Raw genomic sequence first — 14046 nt, forward strand, 5'->3', positions numbered from 1 at the left:
GCAGCACGGCCGCCTCCGTGACCGCCGTACCGGACGACAGCGGGCACCCGTGACCGCCGTACCGGATTACGGTAGGCCCCCTGTGACCGCCGTACCGGAGAGCCGATGCCCGCGAACACCACCCTGGACGCCGTGACCGGTTCCGCCGATGTGCCCGCCGAGGCGGTCACGCCGCTGATCCGCGGGATCGCCGTGCTGCGGGAGCTGACGGAGGCGGGCGGCAGGCTCAGCCCGAGCGCGCTGGAGCGGGCGACGGGCCTGGCGCGTTCCACGGTCGACCGCATCACGGCGACGCTCGGCCGCATGGGATACGTCCGCCTCGACGGCCGTGACGTGGTCCTGTCCCCCCGTCTGATGGAACTCGGCAACGCGTATCTGTCCGCCCTGCGCCTGCCGGCCCTGCTCTCCTCACGGGCGGACGCGCTCGCCGACGACCTGGACGAGTCGGTGTCGCTGGCGGTCGCCGACCGCGACGGCATCCGCTTCATCCACCAGGCCACCCGCCGCCGCGCGATGTCCCTGAGCTTCCGCATCGGCGACCTCCTCCCGGCCGAACGCACCGCGCCGGGCGCCCTGTTCGCGACCGAGTGGACGGAGCCGGAGTGGGCGGCCTGGCGCGCACGCCGGGCGGCGGACCCGCGGGACCGGGGCTTTCCCGCCGTACCGCCGCGTGAACAGGCGGCTGTGGAAGCGGAGTTCGAGAAGTTCGAGGCACGGGTCGCGGAGGCGAAGGCCGAAGGCCGGTCCCTGGACGACCAGTTGATCGAGCCGGGTCTGGTGGCGGTCTCGGTGCCGGTACGGGACCCCCGTACCGGAAGGATCGCGTGCGCGGCGAGCGTCGTGAGCCACACCAGCCGGCACACCGCGGCGGGCCTGCGGGACACGCTGCTGCCGAGGCTGCGAGCGGCGGTGGCGGAGATGGAGACGCATATGGAGCGGGAGCTGCGGGAAGCGCCGGAGCCTTCCGCGGCCGGGGGCCCGTCGGGTCTTGCGACCTGGACCGGGGCGTCCAAGCAGGAACTGGGCCGGGAGTTCATCGAGTCCTTGGCCCGCGGTCTGACCGTCCTGACCGCCTTCAGCGAGGGCCGGGCGTCCCTCACCCTCACGGAGGTGGCGAAGGCGACGGGCCTGGCCCGCGCGACGGCCCGCCGCGCGCTGATCACCTACGAACACCTGGGCCTGGTGACGGCGACCCCGCACCGCACGTTCACCCTGACCCCACGGGTCCTGTCCCTGGGCTTCCCGCCCCTCTCCCGCACCACCCTCTGGGAGATCGCCACACCGCACCTGGCCGAACTCGCCTTCCGCATCCACGAGTCGGCGTCCCTCGCGGTCCTGACACCGTCCGGCGAGGAGATCCAGTACACGGCCAGGGTAGCGACCAACCGCGTCATGAGCGTGAACCTGACGGTGGGCACCCGCCTCCCGGCCTACGCGACCTCGATGGGCCGAGTCCTGCTGGCCGACCTACCGGAGACCGACCGCGCCCTGGGTGAGTTGCGCCCCCTGACCTCCCACACCGTGACGGACCCCAAGACCCTGACGCACGCCCTCGCCGAGGTCCACACCCAGGGCTACGCCCTCGTCGACGAGGAACTGGAGGAGGGCCTGCGCTCGATCGCCGTCCCCGTCCGCGACAGCACGGGCCGCGCGGTGGCCGCCCTCAACACGGCGATGCACACGACCCGCCGCACCCCCGCGGAGTGCGTGACCGACCTGCTGCCGGAACTCCGGGCGACGGCGACGGCCATCGAACGCGACTTCCACACGGCGGGCCGCTTCACACGGGTACCGGTGGCGTGAGGGGCCGGCCTCCGCCCACGGACCCGCTGATCGCCGGGCCGCCACCCGCTACACTGACCGCGGTGGTACGGCTCGACGGCCGCACCCTGCCTTCATTGCCTTCGTAGCTCAGGGGATAGAGCACCGCTCTCCTAAAGCGGGTGTCGCAGGTTCGAATCCTGCCGGGGGCACCAGCCGAAAGCCCCGGACCGATCTTGGTCCGGGGTTTTTCGCGTTCGGGGGTGGGGGTGGGGGGTGAGGTCAGGGGTCGGTTCGGGTCAGTTCCTCGTCCAGGGCCAGGGCTGCGGTGATCAGGGCGAGGTGGGTGAAGGCCTGGGGGAAGTTGCCCAGTTGTTCGCCCGTCGGGCCGATTTCCTCGGCGAAGAGGCCTGCGTGGTTGGCGTAGGTGAGCATTTTGTCGAAGGCGTAGCGGGCCGGGGCGAGGCGGCCGGCGCGGGCGAGGGCGTCGACGTAGAGGAAGGTGCAGAGGGAGAAGGTGCCCTCGCTGCCGCGGAGGCCGTCGGGGGAGGCGGCGGGGTCGTAGCGGTAGACGAGGCTGTCGGAGACCAGTTCGGTGTCCATGGCGTCGAGGGTGGAGAGCCAGCGGGGGTCGCGGGCGGTGATGAAGCCGACCGCGGGCATGAGGAGGAGCGAGGCGTCGAGGACGTCGGTGCCGTAGTGCTGGACGAATGCCTGGCGTCGCTCGCTCCAGCCGCGGTCCATGATCTGGCGGAGGATGGTGTCGCGGGCCTCGGTCCAGGCGGGCAGGTCGGCGGGGCGGGCCAGGGTCTGGGCGACGCGGATGCCGCGGTCGAAGGCGGTCCAGCACATCAGGCGGCTGTAGGTGAAGTCCTGCCGGCCGCCGCGGGTCTCCCAGATGCCCTCGTCGGGGCGGTCCCAGTTCTTCAGGAGCCAGTCGAGTACGCGGGACAGGGCCGTCCAGCCGTCGTAGCCCATGTAGTGGGCGAGGTCGTCGGTGCTGGTCAGGGCGTGGACCGCTTCGCCGTAGATGTCGAGCTGGAGCTGGTCGGCGGCGCCGTTGCCGATGCGGACGGGGGCCGAGCCGCGGTAGCCCTCCAGGTGGTCGAGGGTCTCCTCGGTGAGGTGGGGGTCGCCGTCGATGCGGTACATGATCTGCAACGGCTCCCCCGTCACCGTACGGCCCTCGCGCAGGCGGTCGCCGAGCCAGTGGCGGAAGGCGTGCGCCTCCTCGGCGAAGCCCAGTCCGAACAGGGCGTGCAGGGACAGGGAGGCGTCCCGGACCCAGGTGTAGCGGTAGTCCCAGTTACGTTCGCCGCCGAGCTGCTCGGGCAGGCCGGCCGTCAACGCGGCGATCGGGGCGCCGGTGGGGGCGTAGGTGAGCAGCTTCAGGGTGATCGCGGAGCGGTTGACCGTCTCCTGCCAGCGGCCCCGGTAGCGGCTGCGCCGGATCCAGCCGTACCAGAAGGCGCGCGTCGCCTCGAACTCCGCGTACACGGCCTCGGGGACCGGCGGCGGTGGCGGCTCGCCGCCCGCCGCGCACGTCGTCAGCACGGCTGCCGCCAGCTGTCCCTGTTCCAGGTCCACGACGGCTCGTACGTCGTCGCTGTCGCCGTCGCGTTCCAGGCGTACGGGTCCGGCGGGCTGGAGGTGGAGGTCGGTGCCGGGGCCTTCGAAGTGCGCGGTGCCGTCGTCGTGGAGGGTGAGGCGGTGCGGGGCTCGGGCGTAGTCGAAGCGGGGGCGGCACGTGAGGGTGAAGCGGATCCGGCCGCGGGTCACCCTCATCGCTCTGACCAGGCGGTGGCGGTCCGTGGCGGTCTCCGGGCGGTCCACCGGCATGAAGTCCACCACCTCCCCCACGCCGTCGGGGGTGAGGAACCGGGTGATGAGGATGGCGGTCTCGGCCAGGTACAGCTGGCGGGTCGTCACCTCCGCGCCCTCCACGGTGATCGCGAAGTGGCCGCCGCGGTCGTGGTCGAGGAGCGCGGCGAAGATGCTGGGCGAGTCGAAGCGGGGGGCGCAGAACCAGTCGATGACGCCGTCGGAGGAGACGAGCGCGGCGGTCTGGAGGTCGCCGACCATTCCGTGGTCCGCGATGGGCGGGTAGCGCCGCATGGTGTTCCTTCCTTCCGGGCCGGGCTGGCATGGCCTGGCCTGGCCTGGCCTTCCAGGGGGCTGATGACCCCGGTCAGGCGGGCGTCTCGGCTGACGGTGATGTCTGCGGGCCCGCCAGGAACTCCACGATCGCCAGCACGAACAGCAGGGCCAGGGCGAGGCCGATCACGACCCAGCCGGTGGGGTACGACCAGAGGAGGTAGGAAAGCAGGGCGGCGGCCACCAAGATCCAGGTGATCCAGGTGCGGTAACGGCGTACGAAGGGGCCGACCGGGCCGGTGCGCAGGCCCGCCTGGTCGGCGGTGGTGCGGACCGCGCCGATGCCGGTGGTCCACAGCCGGCGTACGAGGCCCGCGCGGCGGCCCGGTCCGGTGAGCCAGGCGGCGAGGGCGATGACGACGCCGAGGGCGACGACCATCCGGACGGTGGTCGTGAGGAGGTGGGTGACGGTGTCGTAGACGGCGCGGGCCGCGTCCTGCGAGACGTCGGCGGGGAGACGGTCGAGGTAGATCACCCGGAAGACGCGCAGCCCGATGCCGAGCAGGCCGACGGTGACGGCGGCGGCGAGACAGCCCGTGATCAGGGCCCGGCGGCGACGGGTCGCGAGGAGGACGCCGATCGCGATGAGGAGGGCGGCGAGGACGGGCAGCCAGTTGCCGGCGAGCTGGAGCAGCCGGACGTACGTCTTGGCCTTGCCGATCTGCTCGGATCTGACGAGCGTGAAGTCCGTGTGGAACTCGGGGATCTTCGCCACGGCGGTCATGCCGTCGTCGACGAGCCGCTGTTTGACCCGGTCGACGACGGGGCCGAGATCGACGGTGACGGTGTCGTTCTTGAGCTGCACGGCACCGCCGCCGCTGCCGGTGAGGGCCTTGTCGAGGGCGGCGTGCGCCCGGCGGTTGGTGTCGGTCCAGATCTTCTCGAACGCGTCCGAGCCGACGAACGCCCGCGCCTTGTCGTGCACGAAGCTGCGTACGGCGTTCTCCAGGGAGTCGCCGAGCCTGCCGCCCAGCGCCTTCTCCAGCCGGGGGCGGTCGGCGGGTGCCGCGTCGGACAGCAGGGTGGGGATGTCGATGCGGGACATCAGGGCGTTGGTCGCCCGGTTCGCGACGGCGTCCTGGATGTCGGAGTTCGAGGCGAGGGGCGCGACGGTGTCGACGTAGCGGCCGGTGTCCCCGACCACGCCCGAGGCCCAGGCGGCTACGACGGACAGCGGGGCGAGGAGACAGCCGAGTGTGATGAACAGGGCTGCGAGCAGGGACCGGCCTCGGCCTCGGTGGCGTTCCGGCCGTGCCCCCCGCTCGCTTTCCAGGGCGGCGACGCGGGCGCGGAGCTTCTGGAGTTCCGCCGGGTCGGTGGTGCCGACTGGGTCGGTGGTGTCGGCCGGTTTGGCACTGTCGTCTGCGGCTGCTTCGCCGTCCGCCACGCGTGCCTCCTCGTCGATGGGTGCGGTGGTGCGTTGGTGCTCCGGTACTCCCGGTGCCCCCGGTGCTCCGTAGTCAGGGCATCGCTGTCGGGTCCGGTGCGCGAGTGGGGTTGGGCCGTCCGGGGGAGGTATGCCGTTTCGGGTACGGGCCCGATCGGCTCAGCAGCGTTCGACGGCGGCGTGGGGGGCGCTTTGACTGGGCTGGACGGCGCGGCGGACGGGGCAGGAGGTGGCGGCGGTGGCGTGGAGTGCGCGGCTGAAGCTCCTGCGCACCCAGACTGAGCAGCGCTTCCCCGTCGTGACCGAACTGACGGGCCGGCTGCTGTCCGGGAACCTCCTGGACGCGGGCACGAGGCTCGCGGCGCAGGCGTTCCTGGCGGCGGTCCCGCTGCTGTTCGCCGTCGCCGCGTTCACTCCGCACAGCGTCCGCGACCAGCTGCGCGAGTCCCTGCGCGCCATGTTCGGCCTGACCGGAGAGGCGGACCAGCAGCTGGGCCAGGTTCTGGGGAGTTCCTCCGACGAGCAACTGCGCGAGACCAGCGGCGCCATCGGTCTGGCCCTGGCGCTGGTCTCCGCCACCAGCTTCAGCCGCGCCATGGCGAGGGTCTGCGAACGTGCCTGGCGGCTCCCGAAGGCGGGCACCAGGATCGCGGCGTGGCGGTGGGTGGTGTGGCTGCTCGCGATGCTGCTGGTCGTCCTCCTCCAGGGCCCCATCCGCAACGGCTTCGGCACCGGCCCGTGGCTCGGCGCCGTACTCCTCTTCCTCCTCAGCACGGTGGTGTGGCTGTGGACGCAGCACCTGCTGCTCGCCGGCCGCGTCCCCTGGCTGCCGCTGCTCCCGGGGGCGGTCCTGGCCGCGGCCGCCGCGACCGCCCTGGGCATGACCGCCCGCCTCTACATGCCCACCGCCCTCAACCGCGCCCTCGCCGAGTACGGCTCCCTCGGCCTCGTCCTCACGCTGTTGTCCTGGCTGATCGTCCTGTGCGGTGCCGTCACGTTCGCGGTGACCATCGGGGCGGTGCTGGCGGAGGAACCGCCGCTGAACCGGTTCCTGGCGTTCGATCGCGGCACGGTCGAATAAGCGGCACGGTCGAATAAGGGGCAGGGTCGAATAAGGGGCGGGGCGGTAGGCAGCGAGGAAGGGTGGCGTCCGTATGTTCGAGAAGACGTACTAACCTGATTGCCTTCAACTTCAACTACTTGAAGGTGACCGGTGATGCTGAGCCCCGACGATCCGGAGTCCATAGGCGGCTATACGTTGGTCGGCCGGCTCGGCAGTGGCGGCATGGGGGTCGTCTACCTCGGCCTCTCGGAATCCGGACGGCAGGTCGCGGTCAAGGTCGTGCACGCGCAGTACGCGCAGGACCAGGAGTTCCGGACGCGGTTCCGGCAGGAGGTCGCGGCGGTCCGCCGGGTGAGCGGGGCGTTCACGGCACCGGTGGTGGACGCCGATCCCGACGCCGTACCGCCGTGGATGGCCACGCTGTACGTGCCCGGCCGCACGCTCTCCGACATCGTCGTCAAGGACGGGCCCCTGCGCGGACGCGAGTTGCGCACACTCGCGCTGGGCCTCGTCGAGGCGTTGCGGGACATCCACCGGGTGGGTGTGGTGCACCGGGACCTCAAGCCCAGCAACGTCCTGATGGCCGACGACGGCCCCCGCGTCATCGACTTCGGCATCTCGCACGCCGTCGACAACGAGGCCCTTACCGTGACCGGGCGGCTCATCGGGACCCCGCCCTTCATGTCTCCGGAGCAGTTCGCCTCGCCGCGGGATGTCACACCGGCCTCGGATGTGTTCTCGCTGGGGTCGCTGCTGGTGTACGCGGCCAGCGGGAACCGGCCGTTCGACGGCAGCAGCCCGTACTTGACGGGGTATCAGGTGATGTACGAGGCGCCGGACTTGGAGGGGGTCGAGGAGCCGCTTCGGAGCATCGCCGCCCGCTGCTTGGACAAGGATCCGGGGGCTCGGCCTGAACTGGCTGAGTTGCAGGGGTTGTTGCGGGGGTTGCCGGGGGCTGTGGTGTCGGCGGCATCGGCGGGCTCGGCGGTCTCAGCCGTTGTACCGGGGTCGGTGGTCGTACCGGGCCCGGATGTCTCGGACTCGGCCGTACCAGGCCCGGCTGTTGGGCCCCGGGAAGCCGACACGGCGGAGTCCCCGTCCCGGATCGCCCCGCGGCGCGGACGTCGGGGGCGGGCCGTCCTCGTCGGTGTGGCGGCGGCGGTGGCCGTCGCCGGGTTGAGCGTGGCGGCCATGAACGGCGGGTCGGAGGACGACGACGGTTCTCCGTCACCCACCGCTCCCGTCACGGCCTCCGCCTCCACCTCCACCGCTGCGGTGACCCTGCCACCGAAGCATGTGCCGTGGGACTACCAGATCGGGGGTGCGTACAGCCTGCCGACCGGGGTGCGGGTGGTGAGCCGTAGTTACGAGGACGCGGCCGCGCCGGGGGTGTACAACATCTGCAACATCAACGCCTATCAGGCGGAGAAGGGTTCGGAAGGGGACTGGGATCCCGACCTGTTGCTGCGCGGCACGGGCGGGGATGTCGTCTACGACAAGGACTGGGGCGAGGCGGTCCTGGACATCCGTACGGCGGCCAAGAGGCAGCGCATCGCGGCCAAGTTGGAGACGTGGATCGACGAGTGCGCGGCGGGCGGGTACAAGGCCGTGGAGCCGGACAACTACGACTCCTTCACCCGCTTCCCGAAGTACCTCACGGGCGATCAGGCCAAGGCACTGATGAAGGAGCTGGTGGCGCACGCCCACACGAAGGGGCTCGCCGTCGCACAGAAGAACACGGCGGAACTGGTGCGTGACCGGGCCTCGGTGGGGCTGGACTTCGCCGTGGTCGAGGAGTGCGGTCAGTGGGACGAGTGCGGGGTGTTCGCGGAGGCCTTCGACAACGATGTGTTCGTGGTCGAGTACACGGCGGAGGGCCTGGCGAAGGCATGCTCCAGTTGGGGCGGGCAGCTGAGCATCGTCCGCCGTGACCAGGATGTCTCGGCCAGGGGTGCGAGCGGATACCTCCGCAAGACCTGCTGACCGAGACAGCGTGGGGGCTGGGCTGGCTACTTGAGCTCGTCGGCGGTGAAGTACTCGTCCGAGATCAGGATGTCGTAGTTGGACTTGTCGACGCTCGTCGGCTGGAGCAGGCGGGCGGGGACGGGCTTGACGCCGTTCTTGTACGTCACGGAGTCGTCCGTCGACACCACTCTGTCGTTGAGGAGGTCGTCGATCATGTTCGAGGCGGCGTCGGCGAGGAGGCGGACGTCCTTGTAGACGGTCTGCGACTGGCCGCCCGCGATGATCGACTTCACCGACGCGAGTTCGGCGTCCTGGCCGGTGACTACGGGCAGGGGCTTGAGGCCGGTGCCGTAACCGTCGGAGTTCAGCGCGGCCAGAACACCCCTGGAGATGCCGTCGTACGGCGAGAGGACCGCGTCGACCGTCTTGCTGCCGTAGGACTTGCCGAGGATGTCGGTCATCCGCTTCTGCGCGGTGGGTCCGTCCCAGCGCAGGGTGGTGATCTGGTCGAGCTTGGTCTGACCGGAGGGGACGGCCAACATGCCGTTGTCCAGGAAGGGTTGCAGGAGTGCCATGGAACCCTGGAAGAAGTACTTCGTGTTGTTGTCGTCCGGGGAGCCGGCGAACAGCTCGATGTTGAACGGGCCTTTGCCCTTGTCCAGGCCGAGCTTCTCGATGATGTGGTGGGCCTGCATGCGGCCGACCATCTCGTTGTCGAAGGAGACGTAGTAGTCGACGTTCTTCGTACCGAGGATGAGCCGGTCGTAGGCGATCACGGGTATCTTCGCGTCGGCGGCCTGCTGGAGCACGCCGTTCAGGGACTTGTTGTCGATGGCCGCGATGATCAGCGCGTCGACGCCCTGTTTGACCAGCTTCTCCAACTGCGCGACCTGCGCCTTCGGATCGTCGTCGCCGTAGACCAGTTGGGTCTTGTACCCCCTTCCCTTCAGGTCGTTGACGAGCGTCTTGCCGTCGGTCAGCCAGCGCTCGGAGGAACGGGTCGGCATCGCGATACCGACCGTGGCGCCCTCGGAGCCGGCCGTGGAGGTGCCCGCGCTGTTCGTGCCGCAGGCGGTCAGGGTAAGGGCGAGTGACGCGGCTCCGGCGAGGACGGCTCTTCGATTGAGCATGGTGATCGGTCCTTGGTCTTCTCGTCGTTGAGGGGGGTACCCGCTACCGGGCGATGTCCAGGAGCAGTTCGCGCATACGGGTGCCGCGGCGGGTGGCTCCCCGGGCGCTCTGGACAGGCCGAACTTCGGACAGGGCCGTGCGCCGGGACGGAGATCTCGGGGCGAGTGAACAACCGGTGGACCTCACGTGTTCGAAATGTCGTCAGACGTTCGGAAGTAGGCGTGAGAGTAGGGGGAGGGGGAGGTGGTGTCAACGGTGTGAACAGGAACGGTTACAGATTGCTGTGACTGGTGGGGTGGGTGGGGCGGTGCCGTGAGGGGAGGCGGGGCGCTCCGTACTCGTCACCAATCTCATGACGAATACGTCGTTTCTGGCGCGTGGAGACGCTGGTTGTCCTACTGTTTGGCCAGCTTGAAGGCCCGTTGCCGCGGTGGGTGTTCAGTTCGGGGGTGCGGTGTGGTTGAGGCCGAGCGTTGCGCCGAGCGTAATGACGAGCGTTACGACGTGTTCGTGTCGTACTCGCACAGGGATGAGCCGTGGGTGGCTCCCCTTGCGGAGAATCTGCAGCGGCTCGGGTTGTCGGTGTGGCTGGACCGGTGGGAGATGGTCGCCGGGCAGCTGGTGGCGTCCCGGTTGCAGGAGGGACTGGGCGGGGCGCGGGCCGTGGTCGCTGTCGTCAGTCGGCAGTGGGTTGAATCCGGGTGGTGCGCCGAGGAGTTCGCGGCGTCCGTGGCGGGGGCGGTGGCGGGGCGGCAGCGGTTGATTCCGGTGCTGCGGGGTGAGGTTGAGTTGCCGCCGTTCATTGCTGGCCGGGTGTATGTGGACTTTCGGCATGTGGACTCGCCGGGTGAGTACGAGAAGCGTGTACGGCAACTTGGGCGGGCTGTACGGGGATTGCCGGTGGCGGAGCGGTCGGATGGCATCGGCGGGGGCGGGGGTGGAAGCGGGCTGGTCCTACCTCCGGGGATGGGGTATCGGCCGGACGGGCCGTCGTATGCCGAGTTACGGGTCGGCGAGGGGGCGGTTGCCTTCAACACCGCTGATTCCGAGGTCAGTTGCTCGTCGCTTGGTGTCGACCGGGGGCTTGAGCAGCAGTTGTGGACCTTGCAGCGGGTTCGGGCTCGGGTCGACGGCGGGCTCGTCACTCGGCAGGCGCCTGTCGGGGACGAAGGGGGCGCCTCGGCGGGGGTGGCGGGGGCGTTGGTGGCCGTGGGCAAGGCTCTGGGTGAGCGGTTCGTGCATGGCGATGTGGCCTCGGCGCTCGTGAGGGAGGCTGAGCTGGCGCGCGGGCGGAACGCGCCGTTGCGGATCGGGGTGGCGGTGGATGATCCGCGGTGGGTGGATCTGCCGTGGGAGACGCTGGTGGTGCCGGGGGCGGGGGCTGGGCAGCCGTTGGTGCTGGCCGAGCATGTGCAGCTGTATCGCAGGGTGCAGCGGGAGAGTGCGCCGGTCGCGTTGCCGGTGCCGGGGCCGTTGCGGATTCTGGCGGTGGTGGCCAGTCCGGAGTCCGGTGGGGGTGAACTTCTCGACTACGAGCGCGAGTTGGGGAGGATTCTGGATGCCGTGGATCCGGCTCGGTCCGGGCAGGGCGCCTATGTGCGGGTGCTGAACTGGGGCAGCCTTGCGGAGATTCGGGCGGCTCTGGAGCGGGAGCAGTTCCATGTGCTGCATCTGTCCTGTCATGCCGGGCCCGGGGTGCTGGTGCTTGAGGATGAGCGGGGGCTGGTCGACCGGGTCGATGCGCGGCGGTTCATGGCGGAGGGGTTGCCCAGCGGGCGGGGGGTGCCGTTGGTGGTGTTGGCGGGGTGTTCTACGGCGCGTACGCCGTCGGAGGGGGCGGCCGGGGCGGGCGGCCAGGAATCGGACGGGCACTCCGATCGTCCTGAGGGGCGCGCTCGGGCCGATCTGGCGCGGGAGTTGCTGGCAGGTGGGGTGCCTGCGGTGCTGGCGATGACCGAGGCTGTCACGGACCCCTACGCCACCGAGCTGGCGGCTTCCATGTACTCGTCGCTGGCGCGGGCCGAACACCCTGATCCGCTGACCGCGCTCTCCCAGGCTCGGCGTGATGTCGAGGTCTGGCGTGGGCGGTTGCCGGACCAGCATCCGCTTGCGGCGTGGCCGGAGTGGGCTACGCCGGCGCTGTTCCTGTCGGGGCCGCCGTTGCCGTTGTTCGACCGGTCTGCGCTTGGCTCTGATGGAGATGAAGTGCCTGGGGTGCCCGACGCGGTGCTCGATGAGGCGATGGTGGTGCGCAAGGTCGGTGAATTCGTCGGGCGGCGGGGGGAGTTGCGGCGGCTACTGGCCGTGTTGCGGGATCCGCAGCGCGCCGGGGTGTTGGTGCATGGGATCGGTGGGGTGGGGAAGTCCACGCTGGCCGCCGAGTTGTTGCATCACTACGGGGCCCAGGGGCGGCTGATCGTGCCGGTCGCGGCGTCTACGGCTCGTACGGTCGATGCGGTGCTGGAGGTGTTGCGGCAGCGGTTGCGGGCGTACTGCGTGGCGCGGGGGTTGCCGGAGAGCGATGCGTTGCGGCAGGTCGTGGTGGCGTTGGCGGATGCCGGTTCGCCGTGGCGGGAGCGGTGGGAGCTGATACGGCAGCTTGTGTTGCCGCGGGTTCCGGTGGTGATGGTTCTGGACAATGCCGAGGATCTGCTGGTTGCGGTGAGTGGCGGCGGGCGGGAGTTGTCCGATCCGGCGTTGGCGGATCTCCTGGCTGCTTGGACGGGGGCGAGCCCTCGGACTCGGTTGTTGATCACCAGCCGGTATCCGTTCGCCCTTCCGAAGCGGGCCCATAAGCGGCTTGTCGCTCATCATCTGGGGCCGTTGTCTCTGGCCGAGACACGGAAGTTGATCTGGCGGTTGCCTGGGCTGGATGCGTTGTCGGCGGCTGAGCAGTATCGGGCGTACACCGATGTGGGGGGTCATCCTCGGGCGTTGGAGTATCTGGATGCGCTGCTGCGGGGTGGGCGGGCGCGGTTCCCTGATGTCGCTGAGCGGATGGAGGCGGCCCTGGAGGAGCGGGGGGTTGCTGATCCGGAGGGGTGGTTGGAGGGGGTGGCCGGTGATCTGGACACCGCGCTGGCTGAGACCGTGACGCTCGCTGTGGATGATGTGCTGCTCGATACGTTGCTGGAGCAGATCGAGGGGGTGGCTGGGGCTCGGCGGTTGTTGGACGGGCTGGCGGTTTATCGGACTCCGGTGGATTGGGTGGGGGTTGCTTGGCAGTTGTCGGATCTTGTTGAGGCTCCTGAGGGCGATCCCGCTCTCTGGCAGCGCCTCCAAGCTGTGAACACGCTCATTGCCGAGGCCCAGGCGGCGGCTGGAGCAGGCCCGGGGAGCGACATCGATCTGCCGCCGGAGACGATTGCCGAGCACCGCGCGGTGTGGGGTGAACTTCGACGTTCTCCGGTCGACATGGACCATGACACCGCGAACGCCTTGAAGCGGCTGCTCGAACTCGGGTTGGTCTCTCCGGCCCCCGCGCCTCAGGACGAGGCGGGCAGCGAGCCGACCGGATTCACGGTGCACCACTGGACCGCCGCCGCCCTCCGGCACCGTGCACTCGCTGACACTCTTGGCGCCGGTCACCGTCGGGCTGCCACCTATTGGCAGTGGCGGGTCAATGTATGGCCTCAATCGCGCGCGGACGACGTCACACAGCTCATCGAAGTACGCCATCACCTTCATCAGGCGGGTGACTTGGATGGGGCCGATGCTGTCACTCGGGAGGTGTGCTCCCAACTACATGTCTGGGGAGCCTGGGAATGGGAACAACGCCTGATTGGAGAGACCCTCGGCTGGTTCGACGCCAACTCGCGTGCTGCGGCCCCTCACATCCACCAGCTCGGCATGATCGCTCAGCTTCGAAGCGACTACCAGCAAGCCGAAGACCACTACCGCACCTCCCTCGCCATCAGCGAAGAACTCGGCGACCGCTCCGGCATCGCCAGCAGCTACCACCAACTCGGCAGGATCGCTGAGCTTCGGGGCGACTACCAGCAAGCCGAGAACCACTACCGCACCTCCCTCGCCATCAGCGAGGAACTCGGCAACCGCTCCGGCATCGCCAGCAGCTACCACCAACTCGGCATGATCGCTGAGCTTCGGGGCGACTACCAGCAAGCCGAAGACCACTACCGCACCTCCCTCGCCATCGACGAGGAACTCGGCAACCGCTCCGGCATCGCCAGCAGCTACCACCAACTCGGCATGATCGCTCAGCTTCGAAGCGACTACCAGCAAGCCGAAGACCACTACCGCACCTCCCTCGCCATCAAGGAGGAACTCGGCGACCGCTCCGGCATCGCCAGCAGCTACCACCAACTCGGCAGGATCGCTGAGCTTCGGGGCGACTACCAGCAAGCCGAGAACCACTACCGCACCTCCCTCGCCATCAGCGAGGAACTCGGCAACCGCTCCGGCATCGCCAGCAGCTACCACCAACTCGGCATGATCGCTCAGCTTCGGGGCGACTACCAGCAAGCCGAAGACCACTACCGCACCTCCCTCGCCATCAGCGAGGAACTCGGCAACCGCTCCGGCATCGCCAGCAGCTACCACCAACTCGGCATGATCGCTCAGCTTC

7 protein-coding genes and 1 tRNA gene are annotated in these 14046 nt (G+C 69.7%); 5 read left to right on the forward strand and 3 right to left on the reverse strand.

All coding sequences use genetic code 11. From position 1 onward, the window contains the following. The first annotated feature begins 105 nt into the window (after positions 1 to 105). Both ABZ928_RS14380 and ABZ928_RS14385 read left to right on the forward strand, forming a co-directional pair. Positions 106 to 1803 carry an IclR family transcriptional regulator C-terminal domain-containing protein gene (locus ABZ928_RS14380; RefSeq protein ID WP_361518066.1) on the forward strand — a complete coding sequence of 566 codons (1698 nt, stop codon included), beginning with the start codon at positions 106 to 108 and terminating at the stop codon, positions 1801 to 1803. Positions 1804 to 1900: 97 nt separating this feature from the next. Continuing rightward, positions 1901 to 1976 (forward strand) — tRNA-Arg (locus tag ABZ928_RS14385). A 67-nt stretch (positions 1977 to 2043) separates the two neighbouring features. Here the strand turns inward: ABZ928_RS14385 and ABZ928_RS14390 are convergent. Together ABZ928_RS14390 and ABZ928_RS14395 are read right to left on the reverse strand one after the other, a co-directional pair. Further along, on the reverse strand, positions 2044 to 3876 hold the full coding sequence (locus tag ABZ928_RS14390; RefSeq protein ID WP_361518068.1) for a glycoside hydrolase family 15 protein: 1833 nt from the start codon (positions 3874 to 3876) through the stop codon (positions 2044 to 2046). Between the two features lie 73 nt (positions 3877 to 3949). Further along, positions 3950 to 5188 carry a hypothetical protein gene (locus tag ABZ928_RS14395; protein ID WP_361518921.1) on the reverse strand — a complete coding sequence of 413 codons (1239 nt, stop codon included), beginning with the start codon at positions 5186 to 5188 and terminating at the stop codon, positions 3950 to 3952. A 352-nt stretch (positions 5189 to 5540) separates the two neighbouring features. Between ABZ928_RS14395 and ABZ928_RS14400 the strand changes: the two genes are divergently transcribed. Both ABZ928_RS14400 and ABZ928_RS14405 read left to right on the forward strand, forming a co-directional pair. Further along, positions 5541 to 6383: a YhjD/YihY/BrkB family envelope integrity protein gene (locus ABZ928_RS14400; RefSeq protein WP_361518069.1), complete on the forward strand. Its 843-nt coding sequence runs from the start codon at positions 5541 to 5543 to the stop codon at positions 6381 to 6383. Positions 6384 to 6515: 132 nt separating this feature from the next. Further along, positions 6516 to 8348, forward strand: a complete 1833-nt coding sequence (locus ABZ928_RS14405) for an endo alpha-1,4 polygalactosaminidase (RefSeq protein WP_361518071.1) — start codon at positions 6516 to 6518, stop codon at positions 8346 to 8348. A gap of 26 nt (positions 8349 to 8374) precedes the next feature. Here the strand turns inward: ABZ928_RS14405 and chvE are convergent, their stop codons facing one another. Further along, positions 8375 to 9460, reverse strand: a complete 1086-nt coding sequence (gene chvE / locus ABZ928_RS14410; RefSeq protein WP_361518072.1) for a multiple monosaccharide ABC transporter substrate-binding protein — start codon at positions 9458 to 9460, stop codon at positions 8375 to 8377. A gap of 457 nt (positions 9461 to 9917) precedes the next feature. Here chvE and ABZ928_RS14415 point away from each other — a divergent pair. Next, positions 9918 to 14046: tetratricopeptide repeat protein (locus tag ABZ928_RS14415; RefSeq protein WP_361518074.1), on the forward strand; the 4129-nt coding region annotated here is incomplete at its 3' end.

Source organism: Streptomyces sp. NPDC046909 (assembly GCF_040644695.1).
Classification (GTDB): Bacteria; Actinomycetota; Actinomycetes; order Streptomycetales; family Streptomycetaceae; genus Streptomyces.

What these genes read in the sequence shown, in the direction of transcription:
- ABZ928_RS14380 (WP_361518066.1), top strand. Translation starts at nt 106, where the DNA reads ATGCCCGCGAACACCACCCTGGACGCCGTGACCGGTTCCGCCGATGTG.
- ABZ928_RS14390 (WP_361518068.1), bottom strand. Translation starts at nt 3,876, where the DNA reads ATGCGGCGCTACCCGCCCATCGCGGACCACGGAATGGTCGGCGACCTC.
- chvE (WP_361518072.1), bottom strand. Translation starts at nt 9,460, where the DNA reads ATGCTCAATCGAAGAGCCGTCCTCGCCGGAGCCGCGTCACTCGCCCTT.